The following is a 19,232-nucleotide window of genomic DNA, read 5'->3' on the forward strand; positions in this document are numbered from 1 at the left end:
CAACTGCCGTGCTTTTCAAGGCATTTCACGCACGCCCTGGCATTCCCATGCCCGTCCAAGCACACCCCCCACCTCTCCCCACCCAGGAGTCCTTGGTGTCCCAGTTGAGCACCGTGCGCAAGCCGTTCCTCGCCGCCGCCGTGGCGGTCACCCTGCTCGCCGGCGTCGGTCAGACCGCCGCGTCCGCCGCGCAGGCCGAGGCTCCGGCAGCCGCGCCGCAGGCCGCCCCCGCCGCCTTCACCGGGGCCCGCCCCGGCCCGGCGGACGGCCGGTCGAACCCCTTCGACGAGGTCCAGCACCTCGGCAAGGCCCCCAAGGCCACCCCGCGTCCCGCCCCGGCCCCCGGCGGCCTCGCGGCCGGCCGCGTCGCCGGCGCCGTCAAGGCCCCGGCCGCCAAGGCCGGGACCAAGTCCAAGGACGCCGCGGGCGCGAGCGGCAGCGCCGCCGCCGACCGGACCGCCGCCGGCGTCCCCTGCACCCTCGACGGCGTCACCGGCCTGTCGCCGGAGGCCTTCGCGGACTTCCTCGCCGATCCCGCCGTCACCGCCGACGGCTGTCTGCGGAACCTGATCTGGACCTGGGACGCGCGGCTGGCCCCGGTCATGTCCGACGCCCACGTCCAGGCCGTCTCGCGCCGGATATCCGGCCTGGCCGCGGGCCACGACGGCAAGGGCACCAGCCACCTGGAGGAGATGTTCACCTACCTCCACGCCGTGGCCTACCACGACTACTCGCGCACCGAGATCGACGTCACCGACGCCCCGACCGTCGACGCCATGCGCCGCGCCGTCGCCGACTTCGGTGCCGCCGCCCGCACCTTCGACGTCACCCGCTCGAACGCGAACACCCTGCGCGAGGCCCTCTACGCGGCCAGCGCCCCCGGCCTGCGCCAGCACCAGATCGGCCTCATCAAGAAGGTCCTGGCCACCATGGACCCGGCCCACCCGGCCACCCACACGGACACCTCCTGGGCCGGCGCCGCGCTCGCCGCCCTCTCCGTGAACTACCTCGGCGTCTACCCCGGCAACAACGACGCCGCCTTCCAGGCCGCGGTCGCCGCCGACGCCGACTACCGGGCGCTGTTCAAGGCCTTCGGCGGCTACACCCACCTCAAGGGCACCGCCAACGCCTGGGTGGCCCGCGACGCGCTGGGCGAGTACGGCCGCTTCGGCCAGATCGACTCCCTCAAGGCCGGCGTCGTCGCCGACCTCGGCGGACTCGTCACCACCACCAGGAACACCTTCGGCGCCGGCAGCGAGCAGTGGGCCAAGGTCGTCTCCTGGCTCAACTACTACGGCGCCTGCCAGCAGTACGGCGTGTGCAAGGAGGACATCGAGCGGCAGCTCTTCCCCTACACGTACACGTACGACAACGGCGGCATCAAGGTCCGCACCGCGCTCGACCGGGCCACGGTCGACCAGCTCTACTACGCCAGCAAGCGCGTGAAGTCCCAGTTCTTCCGTGTCATCGGCACCGACAAGCCGCTGGCCGGCGACACCAACACGACGCTGAACATCGTCCTGTACGCCTCCCGCCTGGACTACGAGATGTACCACCCGATCCTCACGGGCATGGGCACCAACAACGGCGGCATCTACATCGAGCGCGGCGCGACCTTCTACACGTACCAGCGGCGCGTCCCCCAGGACTCCACGCTCACCCTCGAAGAGCTCTTCCGCCACGAGTACACCCACTACCTCAACGGCCGCTGGGCCGTGCCGGGTTACTTCGGCGAGGGCGACTGGTACCAGGGCGACCGCACCACCGCCATGGACGAGGGCACCGCCGAGTTCTTCGACGGCGCCACCCGCGACGACGGCATCGCGGTGCGCAAGTCCCTGGTGCGCGGGATCGTCAACGACACGGCGGGCGGCGGCCCCCGCATGTCCGTCGAGCAGCTGCTGAACGCCACGTACGACGGCGACGGCTTCCGGTTCTACAACTACGCCGGCACGTTCTTCGAGTTCCTGTGGACCTCGCACCCGTCGATGCTGCGCGAGATGTACGGCTACCTGCGCGCGAACGACGTGGCGGGCTACGACGCCTGGCGCCACCGCACGGGCGCCGACACGTACCTGCAGCGCGAGTACGACCGCTTCCTCGACGCGCAGATCGCCAAGGTGAACGACCTGTTCGTGCCGAACACCGTGTTCACCCCGAACGCGCAGCTGCGCGACGCCTCCGCCGAGGCCGTGCGCCAGGCCTTCGCCACCGCCACGTACAACAACCCCGACTGCGTGGAGAACGGCGACACGGGCAAGCGGCGCTTCGTCTGCACCGGCCGCATCACGGCCAACCTGTCGAACTTCCGCAGCCCCGACCAGGTCTTCAAGGACATGTCCGAGACGGTCGACTACTTCATCCTCGACCGCGCCGGCGCCGCCTCCAACAACCTGGCCGACATGAACTGCTCGTTCGGCCCGGTGGAGATCTGGAGCAACAGCAAGGCGGGCACGTCCTCCTACAGCTGCGAGGGCCCGCTGCGCAGCTAGTCCAGGCCGCCGCCCCCCGTCCGGAACCGGCGGAGGACCCGCCCCGCGCCACGGGGGGCGGGGCGGGTCCTTCCCCCCTTCAGAGTTATGTGACATATTACTGACGTGCCCAACAGACACTCCCTGGACGTCGTCGTCATCGGTGCCGGCGTCGTCGGGGCGGCCTGCGCCTACTACGCGGGCCGCGCCGGCCTCTCCGTCGCCGTGGTCGACCGCGGCCCCGTCGCGGGCGGGACGACCGGCGCGGGGGAAGGCAACCTGCTCGTCTCCGACAAAGAGGCGGGCCCCGAGCTCGACCTCGCGCTGCTGTCCACCCGACTGTGGCGCGAGCTCGCCGACGCTCTCCCACCGGAGACGGAGTACGAACCCAAAGGCGGTCTCGTCGTGGCGCCCGACGAGACCACCCTCAAAGCCCTCCGGGGCTTCGCCGAGGGCCAGCGGGCAGCCGGGGTGGTGGCCGAGGAAGTCCACGCCGACCGGCTGCCCGACCTGGAGCCGCACCTCGCGGCCGGCCTCGCGGGTGGCTTCCACTACCCGCAGGACGCCCAGGTCCAGCCCGCCCAGGCGGCCGCCCAACTGCTGCGCGCGGCCCGCCGGTACGGTGTCGAGCCGCGCCTCGGCACCGAGGTCACCGGGCTCCTCACCGGCCCGGACGGCTCGGTGCGCGGGGTCCGTACGACCGGCGGCGACATCGCCGCCGCGCACGTCGTCAACGCCGCCGGCACCTGGGGCGGCCGGATCGCCGGACTCGCCGGCGTCCACCTGCCCGTGCTGCCCCGCCGGGGCTTCGTCCTGGTCACCGAACCGCTGCCCCGCGTGGTCCGCCACAAGGTCTACGCCGCCGACTACATCGCCGACGTGGCCAGTGGCTCCGCCGCCCTCCAGTCCTCCGCCGTCGTCGAGGGAACGCCCGCCGGCCCGGTGCTCATCGGCGCCACGCGCGAACGCGTCGGCTTCGACCGCACCCTCTCGACCGAGGCCCTGCGCCGGCTCGCCGGCCAGGCCGCCGCCCTCTTCCCGGTGCTGGCCGACGTCAAGGTGATGCGCACCTACCACGGCTTCCGCCCCTACCTGCCCGACCACCTGCCGGCCATCGGCCCCGACCCGCGGGCCCCCGGACTGCTGCACGCCTGCGGCCACGAGGGCGCCGGCATCGGACTCGCCCCGGCCACCGGACTGCTCGTCGCCGAGACCCTGGCCGGCCGGGCGACCAGCCTGGACCTCACCCCCTTCCGCCCCGAGCGGTTCGCCGACCCCGGGCGGGGGACGCGAGGATGAGCCGTCCCCGCGCCCGCACCGCCACCCGTACGACACCACCCACCCGAAGGGGCCGACGATGACCGACCCGGCAGGCCAGGAGCGCCGCGACCGCCGCGGCGGGCCCGGGCGCGGACCGCGCGCGCTCGTCGGCGGCCGTGCCGAGGAGGCCTTCGACCTCGACTTCGACGGCCGTCCCGTGGCGGCGGAGTCGGGCCAGACCATTGCCGCCGCCCTCTGGGGCGCCGGCATCCTCGCCTGGCGGACCACCCGCGACGGCGGCGCCCCGCGCGGCGCGTTCTGCGGCATCGGGGCCTGCTACGACTGTCTCGTCACCGTCAACGGGCGCCCCAACCAGCGCGCCTGCCTCGTCCCCGCCCGGCCGGGCGACACCGTCACCACCCAGGAGGGCACCGGCCATGCCGACCTCGCCGTCTGACCCGCGGCCCGGGCCGCGCGCCGACGCACCGGCGCCCCCGAGCGCCGACCTCGCCGTGGTCGGTGCGGGACCCGCCGGCCTGGCGGGCGCCGTCACCGCGGCCCGACTCGGGCTGAGCGTGGTCCTGCTCGACGCGGCCGACCGGCCCGGCGGCCAGTACTACCGGCACCCCGCCTCCGGGCTCGGCGCCGCGCGCCCCGAGGCCCTGCACCACGGCTGGCGGGCCTTCGCCGAACTCGAAGCCGCCCTGCGCGCGCACCGGTCCGCGGGCCGGATCACGTACCTGCCCGGCCACCACGTATGGAGCGTGACCGGCGCGGCACCGCACTGGACCCTGCACGCGGTGGCCTCCGGCCCCGCCGCACCGGCCGACCGTGCCGCGACCGGTGCCGGTGTCGGTGCCGGTGTCGGTGCCGGTGTCGGTGGCGTCGGCGACGGCTCGGCCGGGGAGCCGGACGGGGAGCCGTACGGGGAGCGCCCCGCCACCGTCCACGCCCGCGCCGTCCTGCTGGCCACCGGCGCGTACGAGCGCCAACTGCCCTTCCCCGGCTGGACGCTGCCGGGTGTCGTGGGCGCGGGCGGCGCCCAGGCCATGCTCAAGGCCGGGCTCGTGCTGCCCGGCAGGCGCGTGGTCGTGGCCGGCAGCGGACCGCTGCTGCTGGCCGTCGCCGGCTCGCTCGCCGCCGCCGGTGCGCGGGTGCCGGCCGTGGTGGAGGCGGCTGCCTACACCGGGTACGCCGGTGAACTCCCGGCCCTGCTGCGCAACCCCGGCAAGCTGGCCGAGGGCGTGCTCCACGGCGGCGCCCTGCTGCGCCACCAGGTGCGGCTGCTGAGCCGGCACGCCGTCACCGCGGCCCACGGCACCGACCGCGTCCAGGCCGTCACCGTCAGCCGGCTCGACCGGGACTGGCGGCCGGTGCCGGGCACCGGCCGGACCATCCCCTGCGACGCCCTCGCCGTCGGTCACGGCCTGGTTCCGCAGCTGGAGCTCGCCACCGCCCTCGGCTGCACCACCCGTCGCACCGCCGACGGCACCCGGGCCCTCGTCCTCGACGCCGACCAGCTCACCTCCGTACCCGGCCTCTGGTCGGCCGGCGAGACCGGCGGCATCGGCGGCGCCCAACTGGCCCTCGCCGAGGGGGAGCTGGCCGCCCACGCCGTCGCCCGCGCGCTGCGCGGCACGCTCGCGGCGGGCGGCCCCGTACCGGCCGCCCCCGCGGCGCCGGTGCGCCGACGGGCCCGGCTGCGCGCCTTCGCGGACGCCATGGCGGCGGCCCACGAGCCCGGCGCCGGCTGGACCGGCTGGCTCACCGACGACACCGACGTGTGCCGCTGCGAGGAGGTGCCGGCCGGCCGGATCCGCGAGGCGGTGGCCGACCTCGGGGCGACCGACGCGCGCACGGTCAAGCTCCTGACCCGCGCCGGGATGGGCTGGTGCCAGGGCCGCATGTGCGGCCCTGCCGTGGCCGCCCTGACCGGCCGGGACGCGACGGCGGACCGCCGTCCGCTGTCCTGCCCGGTGCCGCTGCGGCACCTCGCGGCCCTGCCGCAGGACGGGTCGGCGGGGCTCGCCGGCCCCGCGGTCCCGGCCCGGCCCGCCGGCGGATCCGGTGCCGGTCCGGGCGCGGCCGACCCGTCCGGCACCACCCACTGACGCCACCCCCCACCGGGCCCTTGTGGGCTTTCACGCCACTCAGTACAATGTCACACATCACACTAGGGAGTGTCCTGCCATGACCGTCGCGTCCATCCCGCCCCGCACCCGTCCCTGGCACGGAATCATGGTCGCCACCGCGCTGCCGATGCGGGACGACCTCAGCGTCGACCACGACGCCTACGCCGAGCACGTGGCCTGGCTGATCGCCAACGGCTGCGACGGCGTCGTCCCCAACGGCTCGCTCGGCGAGTACCAGACCCTCACCGACGAGGAGCGCGCCCGCGTCGTCCGCACCGCCGTCGAGGCCGCCGGCGACGGGGACCGGGTCATGCCCGGCGTCGCCGCCTACGGCAGCGCCGAGGCCCGCCGCTGGGCCGACCAGGCGGCCGAGGCGGGCGCCGGCTCCGTCCTGCTGCTGCCGCCCAACGCCTTCCGTGCCGACGACGAGACCGTCCGCGCCCACTACGCCGAGGTCGCCAAGTCCGGCCTCCCGGTGGTCGCGTACAACAACCCGTACGACACCAAGGTCGACCTCACCCCCGCCCTGCTCGCCCGGCTGCACACCGACGGCAGCATCGTGGCCGTCAAGGAGTTCAGCGGCGACGTCCGCCGCGCCTACGAGATCGCCGAGCTCGCCCCGGGCCTGGACCTCCTGATCGGTGCCGACGACGTCCTGCTCGAACTCGCCCTGGCCGGCGCGGTCGGCTGGATCGCCGGCTACCCCAACGCCCTGCCCGCCTCCTGCGCCACCCTCTACCGGGCCGCCGTCGCCGGCGACCTGGAGACCGCGCTGCCGCTCTACAAGTCCCTGCACTCCCTGCTCCGCTGGGACTCCAAGACCGAGTTCGTGCAGGCCATCAAGCTCTCCATGGACATCGCCGGCCGGCCCGGCGGCGCCACCCGCCCGCCGCGCTTCCCGCTCACCGGCGAGACCGAGGCCGCCGTCCGCGCCGCCACGGAGAAGGCCCTCGCCGAGGGCCTGAACTAGCCATGCGGACCACACGCGTCTACCACGCGGTCGACAGCCACACCGAGGGCATGCCCACCCGCGTCATCACCGGCGGCGTCGGGGTGATCCCCGGCGCCACGATGGCCGAGCGCCGGCTCCACTTCATGGAGCACATGGACGACCTGCGCACCCTGCTCATGTACGAGCCGCGCGGCCACGCCGCGATGAGCGGCGCGATCCTGCAGCCGCCCACCCGGCCCGACGCCGACTGGGGCGTGCTCTACATCGAGGTCTCCGGCCTGCTGCCCATGTGCGGCCACGGCACCATCGGCGTGGCCACCGTGCTCGTCGAGACCGGCATGGTCCCGGTGTCCGAGCCCGTCACCACGGTCCGGCTGGACACCCCCGCGGGCCTGGTGAGCGTGGACGTCCAGGTCGAGGACGGCCGGGCGAAGGCGGTGACGCTCACCAACGTCGCCTCCTTCTGCGTCGGACTGGACCGCAAGGTCGAGGTCCCGGGCCACGGCACGGTCACCTACGACCTCGCCTACGGCGGCAACTTCTACGCCTTCGTCGAGCTCGACTCCCTCGGCCTGCCCTTCGACCGGGACCGCAAGCAGGACCTGGTCCACGCCGGACTGGCCATCATGGACGCGATCAACGCCGCCGACCGCCCGGTGCACCCCGAGAACCCCTCGATCGGCGGGGTCAAGCACGTCTACCTCGCCGCCCCCGGCTCCGACGCCGTCCGCTCCCGGCACGCCATGGCCATCCACCCGGGCTGGTTCGACCGCTCCCCGTGCGGGACGGGCACCTCCGCGCGGATGGCGCAGCTGCACGCCCGCGGACAGCTGCCCCTGGGGCGGGACTTCGTCAACGAGTCGTTCATCGGCACCGAGTTCACCGGCCGGCTGGTCGAGGAGACCACGGTCGGTGGACTGCCCGCCGTGGTCCCGACGGTCACCGGGCGCGCGTGGATCACCGGCACGGCCCAGTACTTCCTGGACCCGACCGACCCGTTCCCCGCCGGGTTCCTGCTGTGAGCCCCACCGGGGCGCCGGGGACCGACCCGGTGCGCACCACCGACTACCACACCGCGGGTGAGCCCTTCCGGATCGTCACCGGGGGGCTGCCGCCCGTGCCGGGGGACACCGTCGCCGAGCGCTGCGCCACCGCCATCGGCGCGGGCGGCTCCGGTACGGCGCCCCGGCGCGGCGCGCTGGACGACGTGCGCCGGCTGCTCGTGCAGGAGCCGCGCGGGCACGCCGGGATGTACGGCGGCTTCGTCGTACCGCCCGACGACGACGGCGCCCACCTGGGCGTGCTGTTCTGGCACAAGGACGGCTACTCGACCGCCTGCGGCCACGGCACCATGGCGCTGGGCGCCTGGGCCGTGGACAGCGGCCGGGTGCCGGCCCCCGACGACGGCGACGTACAGGTGCGCATCGACGTGCCCTCGGGCCGGGTCGGGGCCACCGTGCACCGCACCGGCGGCCGCACCACCGGCGTCACCTTCCGCAACGTGCCCGCGCGGGTGGCCGCCCGCCGGGTGCCGGTGGCCACCGGACGCGGCGTGGTCGAGGTGGACATCGCGCACGCGGGCGCCTGCTACGCGGCCGTGCCCGCCCGGCAGTTGGGCCTGAAGGTGACCCCGGCCGAGCTGCCCGAGCTGGTCCGGGCGGGCCGGGAGATCCGGGCCGCGCTCGCCACCCACCCGGCCACCTGGCACCCGGAGGGTCCGCTGCTGTCGGGCGTCTACGGGGTCGTCCTGTACGAGGAGCTGGCGGACACGCCGCTGGGCCCGCACCAGCGCAACGTGACCGTCTTCGCCGACGGGCAGATCGACCGCTCGCCCTGTGGCTCGGGCACGTCGGCGCGGCTCGCCATGATGGTCGAGGAGGGGACCCTGGCCCCCGGGCAGGACCTGCTGCACGAGTCCGTCTGCGGCACCGTGTTCACCGGACGGGTGCCCGAGGCGGAGGCGGCACGGGCCGCGGACGCGGGCCTGGTCACCGAGGTGACCGGGACGGCGTACCGCACCGGCGAGCACGCCTTCCACCTCGACCCGCACGACGGGCTGGCCACCGGGTTCCTGCTGTGACGGGGGGTACGGGCACGGCGCCGGCGTACCTCGGCGCCGGGCCCGTCGCGGCCCTCGGCCCCGCCGCGGCCGCCGAGGCGCTGGCCGACGCGCTGCGCGCGGGACTCGACCCCGAGTCCTGCCCGCACCGCACCGGCGTCGCCGCGCCCGCCGGCGAGCTGCTGCTGATGCCCGCGGCCGCCGGCTCCTGGGCCGGGGTGAAGATCGCCGGGGTGGTGCCCGGCAACCCCGCCCGCGGGCTGCCCCGGATCACCGGCAGCTACCTGCTGCTGGACGGACCCACCCTCACCCCGGTGGCCCTCCTGGACGGCGCGGCCCTCACCGCGCTGCGCACCCCGGCCGTCTCCGTCCTCGCCCTGCGCCACCTGGCGCGCCCCGGGCCGCTGCGCCTGGTGCTCTTCGGCACCGGCCCGCAGGCCCGGGGGCACCTCGAAGCGGTGTGCGCGGTGGCGGAGCCGGCCGAGGTGGTGGTCGTCGGGCGCCGGCCGGACGCGGTGGCCGGGCTCCTCGGGTACGCCCGGGAGCTCGGGGTGCCGCGGGCCCGGGCCGGCGCCCCGGCGGACGTGGCCGGTGCCGACGTGGTCGTGTGCGCGACCACGGCCCGCGAACCGCTCTTCGACGGGCGGCTGGTGGCCCCGGGCGCGGTGGTCGTCGCGGTCGGCTCGCACGAGCCGGACGCCCGCGAGCTCGACACGGCGCTGGTGCGGAGCGCGGCGGTGTACGTCGAGTCCCGCGCGGCGGCGCTGCGCGAGGCGGGGGACCTGCTGGTCCCGGTCGCGGAGGGGGCGATCGGGACCGGCCACGTCACCGGGACGCTCGCCGACCTGGTGGCCGGAACGCATCGGCGGCAGGAGGACCGTCCACAGGTCTTCAAGAGCGTCGGCATGGCCTGGGAGGATCTCGCCGTGGCAGCGGCCGTGTACCGCACCGTGAGGGCGAACAGCGAAACGTGACATTGTACGCTGTTCCTCTGCTGGATATCGGAGGAAGAGCGATGGGTGACCTGAAGCAGCGCAATCTCATCACGGCCCAGGCGCGGCTCCGCGACCAGGTCGCCCACGCCCTGCGCGCGGCGCTGATAGCGGGTGAACTCCGGCCCGGCCAGGTCTACTCGGCGCCCGGCCTCGCGGCCGAGTACGGCGTGTCGGCCACCCCGGTGCGCGAGGCGATGCTGGACCTGGCGCGCGAGGGGCTCGTGGAGCCCGTACGCAACAAGGGCTTCCGGGTCACCGAGGTCAGCGAGCGCGACCTGGACCAGTACACCGAGCTGCGCGCCATGATCGAGGTGCCGACCGTGGGCCGGGTCGCGCGACTGTCGGCCGAGGACCCGGCCGTCAGGGAGGCGCTGGAGGCGCTGCGGCCGGTGGCCGAGGAGATCGTGGCCGCGGCCCGCGACCACGACCTGATCGCCTACCTGGAGGCCGACCGCCGCTTCCACCTCGCGCTGCTCGCCCTCGCGGGCAACGAGCGGCTGGTCGAGACGGTCGGTGAGCTGCGCAAGCGCTCGCGGCTCTACGGGCTGACCGGGCTGGACGAGGCCGGGATGCTGGTGCACTCCGCGGAGGAGCACGACGACCTGCTGGAGGCCGTCGTCTCGGGTGACGCGACCGAGGCCGAGCGGCTGATGGCGAGCCACCTGGGCCACGTCCGCTCGCTGTGGGCGCAGGGCCGCGACGAGCCCGTCGAGCCGCGCCAGAAGCGGCGCCTCGGCGGGACGCGCACGGCCTCGTAGCGGACCCTCCCGTTCGGCCCCCGGGCCCCCGACCTGCCCGGTCGGGGGCCCAACTGCGTTGCCCCGTAAGGGATTCGGACACGGCTGGATAACGGCGCCGCACACCCCTTGTCAGTACAATTTCACATTACTATGTTACCGGTCACACCTTAGAGCGCGATCTCAGAGCGCGGCCCTTCCCTGGAGTGACCCATGACCAAGCGCACCCAACTCGCCCTCGCCACCGCCCTGGTGGCCGCACTCGCACTCGGCGCCTCGGGCTGCTCCGACCCGGCGAAGAAGGGCTCGTCCGCCCCCGGCGGCAAGAACCCGGCGGCTGCCAACGACGGCAAGATCCTCGGCGGCACCCCGGTGAAGGGCGGCACCCTGACGGTCCTGTCCAACCAGGACTTCTCCCACCTCGACCCGGCCCGCAACTGGGTCATGCCGACCATGGACTTCGGCACCCGGCTGCTCTACCGCACCCTGGTCACCTTCAAGGCCGAGCCCGGCAAGGCCGGCAGCGAGCTCGTCCCGGACCTCGCCACCGACCTCGGGAAGCCCTCCAACGGCGGCCGCACCTGGACCTTCACCCTCAAGGACGGCCTGAAGTACGAGGACGGCAGCCCGATCAAGGCCCAGGACGTCAAGTACAACGTCGAGCGGTCCTTCTCCCCCGACCTCACCGGCGGCCCCGACTACGCCGCCCGCTACCTGGCCGGCACCAAGGGCTACACCGGCCCCCTCCAGGGCAAGCACCTCGACTCCGTCAAGACCCCCGACGACAAGACGATCGTCTTCGAACTGAACCGCCCGGTCGCCGAGTTCTCCGCCACGGCGACCCTGCCGACCTTCTCGCCCGTGCCGCAGTCCAAGGAGAAGGGCACCCAGTACGACGCCCGCCCCTTCTCCTCCGGCCCGTACAAGGTCGAGTCGTACGCCCGCGACAAGAAGCTCGTCCTGGTCCGCAACGAGCACTGGGACCCGAACACCGACCCCGTCCGCAAGGCCTACCCGGACAGGTTCGTGGTCGTCATGGGCCTCAAGGGCGGGCAGATCGACGACCGGATCATCGCCTCCGCCGGCGCCGACGCCTCCGCCGTCGAATGGGCCAACATGCGCCCCGAGAGCGCCCCCAAGGTGCTTCCCAAGCCGGAGGTCAAGTCCCGCCTGCTGGCCGAGTCCCAGGGCTGCACCACCATGCTCCAGCTCAACACCACCCGGGCCCCGTTCAACGACGTCAAGGTCCGCCAGGCCATCCAGTACGCCGTCGACAAGGACTCCGTCCTGACCGCCGGCGGCGGCCCCGCCCTCAACCAGATCGCCACCGCCTACCTGCCCGCCGCGCTCTCCGGCGGCGCCCAGGCCGACACCCTGAAGATCGCCCCGGCCGGCGACCCGGAGAAGGCCAAGCAGCTGCTGAAGGAGGCCGGCAAGGACAAGCTCAAGGTCTCCTTCACCGTCTCCACCGGTGACAAGGGCCGCGCCGAGGCCATCCAGCAGGGCCTGGCCCGCGTGGGCGTCGAGGTGGTCATCGACACCGTCGACCCGGGCGCGTTCTACGACGTCATCGGCGACACCACCACCGCCCCCGACATGACCCTCAGCGGCTGGTGCCCCGACTACCCCTCGGGCTCCACCTTCCTGCCCTTCGTCTTCGACGGCCGCACCATCAAGGTCAAGGGCAACAGCGGCAACTACGCCCAGTTCAAGGACGAGGCGACCATGAAGCGCATCGACGAGATCAACGCCATGGCCGACGCCGCGCAGGCCAACAAGGCCTGGATCGACCTCGACGCCGAGATCATGGCCAAGGCCCCGGCCGTCCCCGTCCTGCTGGAGCGCAAGCCGCTGCTCGTCGGCACCAACATCGCCGGCGCGTTCGGCCACCCGGTCTGGGTCGGCCAGATCGACTACGCCACCGTCGGACTCAAGGACCCGGCCAAGAGCCAGGGCTGACCGGCCGGAACCCCTCAGAGGCCACTCACATGACCGCCACCGCCCCGGCTCCCGCCGACGGCGCGCCGGCCCCGGCCGCTCCCCCGGGCAGCAGCCCCTGGCAGCTCGCCCGGCGGGAACTCCGCCGCCGCCCCGCCGTCCGCGTCAGCCTCGCCGTCGTCGTCCTCTTCGTCCTCATGGCCGTCGCCGCCCCCTGGCTGGGCGCGCTCGGCGGTTGGTCGCCCGACGAGTTCGACAAGTCCGCCGTCGACCCGTACCTCGGCGGCCTCCCGCTGGGCTCGTTCGGCGGGATCAGCCCCGAGCACTGGCTCGGGGTCGAACCCGTCACGGGCCGCGACCTGTTCTCCCGCGTCGTGCACGGCGCCCAGGTCTCCCTCATGATCGCCTTCCTGGCCACCGTCATCGTCGTGGTCGCCGGCACCGCGGCCGGCATCGCCGCCGGCTACTTCGGCGGCCGCACCGACGCCGTGCTGTCCCGGCTGATGGACCTGACCATGTCCTTCCCCTCGCTGATCTTCATGATCGCGATGCTGTCGGTGGCCAAGGACGTCAACCGCATCGTCCTCATGACCGCCGTCATCGGCCTGTTCGGCTGGCCCGGCGTGGCCCGCGTGGTGCGCGGCCAGACCCTCTCGCTCAAGCACCGCGAGTACGTCGACGCCGCCCGCGTCGGCGGCTCCGGGGCCTGGCGCATCCTCACGCGCGACATCCTGCCCGGCGTCTCCGGACCGGTGATCGCGTACACCACCCTGCTCATCCCCGGCATGATCAGCACCGAGGCCGCCCTGAGCTACCTGGGCGTCGGCGTCCGGCCGCCCACCCCCTCCTGGGGCCAGATGATCGCCGAGAGCGTGGCCTTCTACGAGACCGACCCCATGTACTTCGTCATCCCGAGCACCTTCCTCTTCCTCGCCGTACTCGCCTTCACGCTGCTCGGCGACGCGCTGCGGGACATTCTCGACCCGAGGGGCGGGCGGACGTGATCGGTTACCTGCGCGACACCCCCGGCCCGAAGGGCGGCCGTACGTGATCCTCTACCTGCTGCGCCGCCTCGCCGGGGTGGCGGGGGTGCTGCTGGCCATCGCCGCCGTCACCTTCCTCATCTTCTACGTCCTGCCCTCCGACCCGGCCGCCGCCGCGTGCGGCAAGACGTGCAGTCCCGAGCGGCTGGCGAGCGTACGGGAGTACCTCGGACTGGACCGACCGCTCTGGGAGCAGTTCCGGGAGTTCGTCACCGGCATCTTCACCGGCCGCACCCTCGGCACCGGGCAGTTCGCCGTCCAGTGCGACTTCCCCTGCCTGGGCTACTCGTACGAGAACTCCCTGCCCGTCTGGGACCTGCTCATGGACCGGCTGCCGGTCTCCGCCTCCCTCGCCGTCGGCGCCGCGGCCATGTGGCTCGTGCTGGGCCTGGGCGCGGGCGTCTGGGCGGCCCTGCGCAAGGACACCCTCACCGACCGGGCCCTGATGGTCGGCGCCGTCGCCGCCGCCTCCCTGCCCGTGTACTTCACCTCCGTCATGCTGATCTACGGCGTCATCCGCATCGCGGGGCTCCTGCCGTACCCCAGCTACCAGGCCTTCACGGAGAACCCGGTCGCCTGGGCGTCGAACCTGCTGCTGCCGTGGATCGCGCTGGCCCTGCTGTACGCCGCCATGTACGCGCGCCAGAGCCGGGGTTCGATGATCGAGGCGATGGCCGAGCCGTACATCCGCACCGCCCGCGCCAAGGGCATGCCCGAGCGCGCCGTCGTCGTCAAGCACGGCCTGCGGTCCGGCATGACCCCGATCCTGACCATCTTCGGCATGGACCTCGGCGGCCTGCTCGCCGGCGCCGTCATCACCGAGTCCATCTTCGGGCTCCCCGGTATCGGGCGGCTGTTCTACGGCGCGCTCGTCAGCTCCGACCAGCCCGTCGTCCTCGGCGTCACCCTGCTCGCCGCCTTCTTCATCGTCGTCGCCAATCTCGCGGTCGACCTCCTGTACGCCGTCGTCGACCCGAGGGTGAGGTACTGATGCCCGACGAGGTTCTGATGCCACACGAGGTTCTGATGCCCCACGAGGCTCTGGTTTCCCACGAGGTCATGCCACCCCTGCTCGAAGTGCGCGACCTGCGCGTCGCCTTCACCACACCCCGGGGACGGGTGCAGGCGGTGGACTCGATCGGGTTCACCGTCGAGGCCGGCCGCACCCTCGGTATCGTCGGCGAGTCCGGCTCCGGCAAGTCCGTCACGTCGCTGGCGGTCATGGGCCTGCACCGGGGCGCCGAGGTGGAGGGTTCCATCGCCCTGGACGGGCGGGAGCTGACCGGGCTGTCCGAGAAGGAGCTGTCCCGGCTGCGCGGCCGGAAGATGGCGATGATCTTCCAGGACCCGCTCTCCAGCCTGCACCCCTACTACACCGTCGGCGAGCAGATCGCCGAGCACTACCGGGTCCACTTCAGGGCCTCCCGGGCCACCGCCAAGAGGCGGGCCGTGGACATGCTCGGCGAGGTCGGCATCCCCGAACCCGCCCGCCGCGCGGGGGAGTACCCGCACCAGTTCTCCGGCGGCATGCGCCAGCGGGCCATGATCGCGATGGCGCTGGCCTGCGAGCCCGACCTGCTCATCGCCGACGAGCCGACCACCGCGCTCGACGTCACCGTCCAGGCCCAGATCCTGGAACTCGTCGCACGCCTGCAGGAGGACCGCGGCCTGGGCGTCATCATGATCACCCACGATCTGGGGGTGGTCGCCCGGGTCGCCCACGAGGTGCTGGTCATGTACGGCGGCCGGGCCGCCGAACAGGCCCCGGTGGACGACCTGTTCGCCGGACCGGTGCACCCCTACACCCAGGGGCTGCTGGAGTCGCTGCCCCGGCTCGACGACGCCGACGACGCCCCGCTGCGGGCCATCCCCGGCGCCCCGCCCTCGCTGCTCGCCCCGGCCCCCGGGTGCGCGTTCGCGCCGCGCTGCGCGCGGGCCGCGGCCGCCGGGGAGGCGGAGCGGGACCGGTGCGCGCGGGAGCGGCCGGTGCTGACGGCGTACGGGGCCGGGTCGGCGCACCGGAGCGTCGCCTGCCACTTCGCGGGGCCGGCTGCGGCCGGTCCGGCCGCTGCTGTGAAGGAGGGGGTCCGATGACTGCCGAATCCGTGACCGCGGGGGACTCCGAGGGCGTGGGTGAGCGGTGGGGCAGGGCGGCGGGGTCGGCCGGTTCTGCGGAGGTGGCCGGTTCTGCGGGGTCGGACGGTTCTACGGGGCCGGCGGGTTCTGCGGGGGTGGCCGGTTCCGCGGGGGTGGGTGCTGCCGGGGGTGCGGGTGCTCCTGTGGTGGCGGCTGCTCCTGCCGGGGCGGGCGCGGGTGCCGACAGTACGCCGCTGCTGTCCGTACGCGACCTGGCGATGACCTTTCCCGGTCGGCGCAGTGCGACCGGCCGTCGGGGCGCGCCGATCCGGGCCGTCGACGGCCTGAGTTTCGACCTCGCCGCCGGGGAGACCCTGGGCCTCGTCGGCGAGTCCGGCTGCGGCAAGTCCACCACCGGCCGGATGCTGGTCCGGCTGCTGGAGCCCACCTCCGGCAGCATCACCTTCGACGGCAAGGACATCACCCACCTCTCGCAGAGCCGGATGCGCCCGTTGCGCACCCGCCTGCAGATGGTGTTCCAGGACCCGCACTCCTCCCTCAACCCCCGCCAGACCGTGGCCCGGATCATCTCCGACCCGCTGCTGGTCCAGGGGTGGAGCGGGGCCGACGCCCGGGGCCGGGCGGCCGAGCTCATGGAGCTGGTCGGCCTCATCCCCGAGCACATCGACCGCTACCCGCACGAGTTCTCCGGCGGCCAGGCCCAGCGCATCGGCATCGCCCGGTCGCTGGCCACCGATCCGAGGCTCGTCATCGCCGACGAGCCGGTCTCCGCGCTGGACGTCTCCGTCCAGGCCCAGATCGTCAACCTCATGGAGCGGCTGCGCCGCGAGCTGGGCCTGGCGTACGTGTTCATCGCCCACGACCTGTCCGTGGTCAAGCGGGTCAGCGACCGGGTCGCGGTCATGTACCTCGGCCGGATCGTGGAGATCGGAGACAAGCGGGAGCTGTACGAGCACCCGCGCCACCCCTACACGCGGGCGCTGCTGTCCGCCGTACCGCTGCCCGACCCGGCGGCCGAGCGGCGCCGGGAGCGGATCACGCTGCTCGGCGACCCGCCGAGCCCGGCCGCGCCGCCGCCGGGCTGCTCCTTCCACCCGCGCTGCCCGAAGGCGCAGGAGGTCTGCCGCACCGAGCGCCCGCTGCTTCGGATCGCGGCGGCGGGGGAGCGGCGGGAGGTGGCCTGCCACTTCCCGGAGGACTGACCTGCCCGGGTCGTCCGGGACGGCGGGTTCGGGGCGCGATGCGCTCCGGGCCCGCCGTCCAACCGTTTTCCGGTAAGGCCGGGGCCGGCCGGCTCTCCCCGCCGGCGGGGCGGGGGCTTCGGAGGGCTCGCTGCGAGGGCGGGTCCCGTGGTGTGCGGGTTCCCTTTGCCGGCAGGCTAGGCGGCCAGCTCGCGGAGGAGGAACTCCCGTTCCAGGGCCACCAGTTGCTCGTCCACACCGTTCGGGGTCATGTGGGTGACGCCGGGGAGGGCCAGGAGGTGGTGGGGGCGGCCGGCCGTGGTGAGGGCCTGGGAGAGCAGGAGGGTGTGGGAGGGGTGGACGTTGTCGTCGGCCAGGCCGTGGACGAGGAGGAGGGGGCGGGTGAGGTGCGCCGCGTCCTTGAGCAGGCAGTCCTGCTCGTACACCTCGGGGTTCTCCTGCGGCAGGCCCAGGTAGCGCTCGGTGTACGCCGTGTCGTAGAGGCGGAAGTCGGTCGGGGCGGCGCCGGCGACGGCGGCGTGGAAGACGTCCGGGCGGCGCAGGACCGCCATCGCGGCCAGGTAGCCGCCGTACGACCAGCCGCGGACGCCCACCCGGTCGAGGTCGAGGTCGGGCTCGCGGTCGGCGAGGGCCCGCAGCGCGTCGACCTGGTCTTCCAGCGTCACCGCGGAGAAGCCCCGGTACACGGCGTGGGTGAAGGCGGGGGAGACGAACGGGGTGCCCCGGTTGTCGGTGGTCACCACGGCGAAGCCCTGGTCGGCCCACCACTGGCGCTGCTGCCAGCGGCGCGGTTCGGCGGACACGGCCTGGTAGCCGGGGCCGCCGTAGACGTCCAGCAGGACCGGGAGGCGATGGCCGGCCACGTGCCCGCGGGGGAGCACCAGCGCGGTGGGCAGTCCCCGGTCGGTGACCCGGGTGAGCCGTGGGACCACGCGGTGGGGGAGCGGTTCGGAGAGGTCGCGCGGGGTGAACTCGCGGCCGTCGGCGGTGCGTAGGGTGCGGCGTACGCCGTCCGGGCCGGCTGAGGTCAGCAGCAGGGCGCCGTCCGAGGCGAGCGCGGAGTTGACGCCCGGGCCGTCCGCGAGGGCCGTGACGGCCCCGGTGTCCGGAGAGACCAGGAGCACCTGCTGCTCCGAGGGATCCCGGGTGCCCGCCTCGATCAGCAGCGCGTTCGCGTGTTCGCCCAGCACCCGGCGGACCTGGATGCCGGGGCCGGTGAGCAGCAGGCCGTCCAGGGCGAGGGCCCGGGCGGCCCCGCCGGGGGTGTCGGCGGCGGTGAGCAGGCGGCGGCCGGACAGGCGGGCGGGGGTGCCGGGCAGCGGGTCCACCCACTGCGGGTGCGTGGTGCGGGACAGCTCGCGGGTGCGGCCGGTGGCCGGGTCGGCGGTGAGCAGCAGGACGTTCTGCTGGAGCCGGTCCTGGACGGTCAGGAGGATCTCGTCGGAGGACTCCCAGCCCGCGTCCGAGAGGTAGGGGAAGGCCCGTGCGTCCCACTCCAGCCGCACCCGGCGGCCGTCGGGGCCGAACACCCACAGCTGCACGTCCGCGTTGGGGCCGCCCGCCTGCGGGTACGCGAAGGACTCCGGGGCCCGCTCGGGGTGTGCCGGGTCGGTGAAGTACCGCCGCTCCAGCGCGCCCTCGGCCACCCGGGCGGCCAGCAGCGTCACGCCGTCCGGCGACCACCAGTGGCCCCGGGGGCGGCCGAGCTCCTCGGCGGCGGCGAACTCGGCCACGCCCCAGCGGGCCCCGTCGTCGGGCGTGACGCGGCCGCCGGGCACGGTGTGCAGGGCGTCGCCGGTCACGTACGCGACGCGGGAGCCGTCGGCGTTGGGGCGGGGGTCGAAGACGGGGCCGGCCGCGTCCAGCTCCTTGGCCTGCGTACCGTCGGCGAAGGCCTGGAACAGGCGCCCGTACAGGGCGAAGACGGCGCTCGTGCCGTCGCCGGCGAGGGCGAAGGAGCCGATGCCGGGGGCCCACAGCCGGACCCGCTCGCGCAGCCGGCGCTCGGTGAGCGGCAGCTCGCCCGGCTCCGGGACGAGGGCGGCCGGGTCGGCCAGCAGGCGCTCGGTGCCGTCGGCGGTGTCGAGCACCCACAGGCGCTCGACCGGGTCCGTGGGACCGGTCGAGCGCAGGAAGTACAGCAGCCGGCCGGCCGCGCCGAAGGCGGCGGCGCGCGGGGCGCCGTACGCGAAGCGGCCGGTGCGGGCCGAGAGGTCGAGGTACGGGTCCTTATGGTCCATGGCACAAGAGTGTGACATGTGAAATTGCACCCGCCCAGCCCTGGGGCGGTGGGAGCGAAGTATGGCCGAGTGGTGGCACCTGCGCACCGGGCATACCGTCGAAAGG

The 19,232-nt window shown here is 74.2% G+C and carries 15 protein-coding genes; 14 read left to right on the forward strand and 1 reads right to left on the reverse strand.

All coding sequences use genetic code 11. The features are described 5' to 3' along the window. The first annotated feature begins 95 nt into the window (after positions 1-95). The 14 genes from IF43_RS0120160 to IF43_RS0120225 all read left to right on the forward strand — a co-directional run bounded on the left by IF43_RS0120160 (position 96) and on the right by IF43_RS0120225 (position 16,886). Positions 96-2,492: a collagenase gene (locus tag IF43_RS0120160; RefSeq protein WP_030202369.1), complete on the forward strand. Its 2,397-nt coding sequence runs from the start codon at positions 96-98 to the stop codon at positions 2,490-2,492. A 105-nt stretch (positions 2,493-2,597) separates the two neighbouring features. Further along, on the forward strand, positions 2,598-3,770 hold the full coding sequence (locus IF43_RS0120165) for an FAD-binding oxidoreductase (protein ID WP_030202373.1): 1,173 nt from the start codon (positions 2,598-2,600) through the stop codon (positions 3,768-3,770). 58 nt (positions 3,771-3,828) lie between these two features. Next, a complete protein-coding gene (locus tag IF43_RS36615) occupies positions 3,829-4,188 on the forward strand; it encodes a (2Fe-2S)-binding protein (protein WP_030202376.1) in 360 nt (119 codons plus the stop codon). Next, positions 4,169-5,842 (forward strand): NAD(P)/FAD-dependent oxidoreductase, encoded by a 1,674-nt coding sequence (locus IF43_RS0120175; protein ID WP_063753370.1) that lies wholly within the window; start codon positions 4,169-4,171, stop codon positions 5,840-5,842. Before IF43_RS36615 ends, IF43_RS0120175 begins: the two co-directional genes overlap by 20 nt. Positions 5,843-5,921: 79 nt before the next feature. Further along, positions 5,922-6,833, forward strand: coding sequence for a dihydrodipicolinate synthase family protein (locus IF43_RS0120180; RefSeq protein WP_030202382.1), 912 nt, complete (start codon positions 5,922-5,924; stop codon positions 6,831-6,833). A gap of 2 nt (positions 6,834-6,835) precedes the next feature. Beyond that, entirely contained in the window at positions 6,836-7,837 is a 1,002-nt protein-coding gene (locus tag IF43_RS0120185; protein ID WP_030202384.1) for a proline racemase family protein, read from the forward strand. Beyond that, on the forward strand, positions 7,834-8,895 hold the full coding sequence (locus IF43_RS0120190; protein WP_234332344.1) for a proline racemase family protein: 1,062 nt from the start codon (positions 7,834-7,836) through the stop codon (positions 8,893-8,895). Before IF43_RS0120185 ends, IF43_RS0120190 begins: the two co-directional genes overlap by 4 nt. Further along, positions 8,892-9,848 carry an ornithine cyclodeaminase family protein gene (locus IF43_RS0120195; RefSeq protein ID WP_030202388.1) on the forward strand — a complete coding sequence of 319 codons (957 nt, stop codon included), beginning with the start codon at positions 8,892-8,894 and terminating at the stop codon, positions 9,846-9,848. Before IF43_RS0120190 ends, IF43_RS0120195 begins: the two co-directional genes overlap by 4 nt. Before the next feature lie 41 nt (positions 9,849-9,889). Then, positions 9,890-10,627, forward strand: coding sequence for a GntR family transcriptional regulator (locus IF43_RS0120200; protein WP_037889264.1), 738 nt, complete (start codon positions 9,890-9,892; stop codon positions 10,625-10,627). Between the two features lie 192 nt (positions 10,628-10,819). Further along, a complete protein-coding gene (locus IF43_RS0120205; protein WP_030202395.1) occupies positions 10,820-12,565 on the forward strand; it encodes an ABC transporter substrate-binding protein in 1,746 nt (581 codons plus the stop codon). Positions 12,566-12,594: 29 nt separating this feature from the next. Beyond that, positions 12,595-13,548 (forward strand): ABC transporter permease, encoded by a 954-nt coding sequence (locus tag IF43_RS0120210; protein WP_030202397.1) that lies wholly within the window; start codon positions 12,595-12,597, stop codon positions 13,546-13,548. Between the two features lie 43 nt (positions 13,549-13,591). After that, positions 13,592-14,578, forward strand: a complete 987-nt coding sequence (locus tag IF43_RS0120215; RefSeq protein WP_030202403.1) for an ABC transporter permease — start codon at positions 13,592-13,594, stop codon at positions 14,576-14,578. A 17-nt stretch (positions 14,579-14,595) separates the two neighbouring features. Beyond that, positions 14,596-15,681 carry an ABC transporter ATP-binding protein gene (locus IF43_RS0120220; protein ID WP_234332346.1) on the forward strand — a complete coding sequence of 362 codons (1,086 nt, stop codon included), beginning with the start codon at positions 14,596-14,598 and terminating at the stop codon, positions 15,679-15,681. Positions 15,682-15,941: 260 nt separating this feature from the next. Then, positions 15,942-16,886: an ABC transporter ATP-binding protein gene (locus tag IF43_RS0120225; protein WP_107048539.1), complete on the forward strand. Its 945-nt coding sequence runs from the start codon at positions 15,942-15,944 to the stop codon at positions 16,884-16,886. A gap of 176 nt (positions 16,887-17,062) precedes the next feature. Here the strand turns inward: IF43_RS0120225 and IF43_RS0120230 are convergent, their stop codons facing one another. After that, a complete protein-coding gene (locus IF43_RS0120230) occupies positions 17,063-19,126 on the reverse strand; it encodes a S9 family peptidase (RefSeq protein WP_030202407.1) in 2,064 nt (687 codons plus the stop codon). Positions 19,127-19,232 lie beyond the last annotated feature (106 nt).

Source organism: Streptomyces sp. NRRL S-87 (assembly GCF_000719335.1).
Lineage (GTDB): Bacteria > Actinomycetota > Actinomycetes > Streptomycetales > Streptomycetaceae > Streptomyces.

Coding starts and splice junctions, on each gene's coding strand:
- IF43_RS0120185 (WP_030202384.1), top strand. CDS start 6,836: ATGCGGACCACACGCGTCTACCACGCGGTCGACAGCCACACCGAGGGC.
- IF43_RS36615 (WP_030202376.1), top strand. CDS start 3,829: ATGACCGACCCGGCAGGCCAGGAGCGCCGCGACCGCCGCGGCGGGCCC.
- IF43_RS0120210 (WP_030202397.1), top strand. CDS start 12,595: ATGACCGCCACCGCCCCGGCTCCCGCCGACGGCGCGCCGGCCCCGGCC.
- IF43_RS0120180 (WP_030202382.1), top strand. CDS start 5,922: ATGACCGTCGCGTCCATCCCGCCCCGCACCCGTCCCTGGCACGGAATC.
- IF43_RS0120175 (WP_063753370.1), top strand. CDS start 4,169: ATGCCGACCTCGCCGTCTGACCCGCGGCCCGGGCCGCGCGCCGACGCA.
- IF43_RS0120225 (WP_107048539.1), top strand. CDS start 15,942: ATGACCTTTCCCGGTCGGCGCAGTGCGACCGGCCGTCGGGGCGCGCCG.
- IF43_RS0120230 (WP_030202407.1), bottom strand. CDS start 19,126: ATGGACCATAAGGACCCGTACCTCGACCTCTCGGCCCGCACCGGCCGC.
- IF43_RS0120205 (WP_030202395.1), top strand. CDS start 10,820: ATGACCAAGCGCACCCAACTCGCCCTCGCCACCGCCCTGGTGGCCGCA.
- IF43_RS0120200 (WP_037889264.1), top strand. CDS start 9,890: ATGGGTGACCTGAAGCAGCGCAATCTCATCACGGCCCAGGCGCGGCTC.
- IF43_RS0120220 (WP_234332346.1), top strand. CDS start 14,596: ATGCCACACGAGGTTCTGATGCCCCACGAGGCTCTGGTTTCCCACGAG.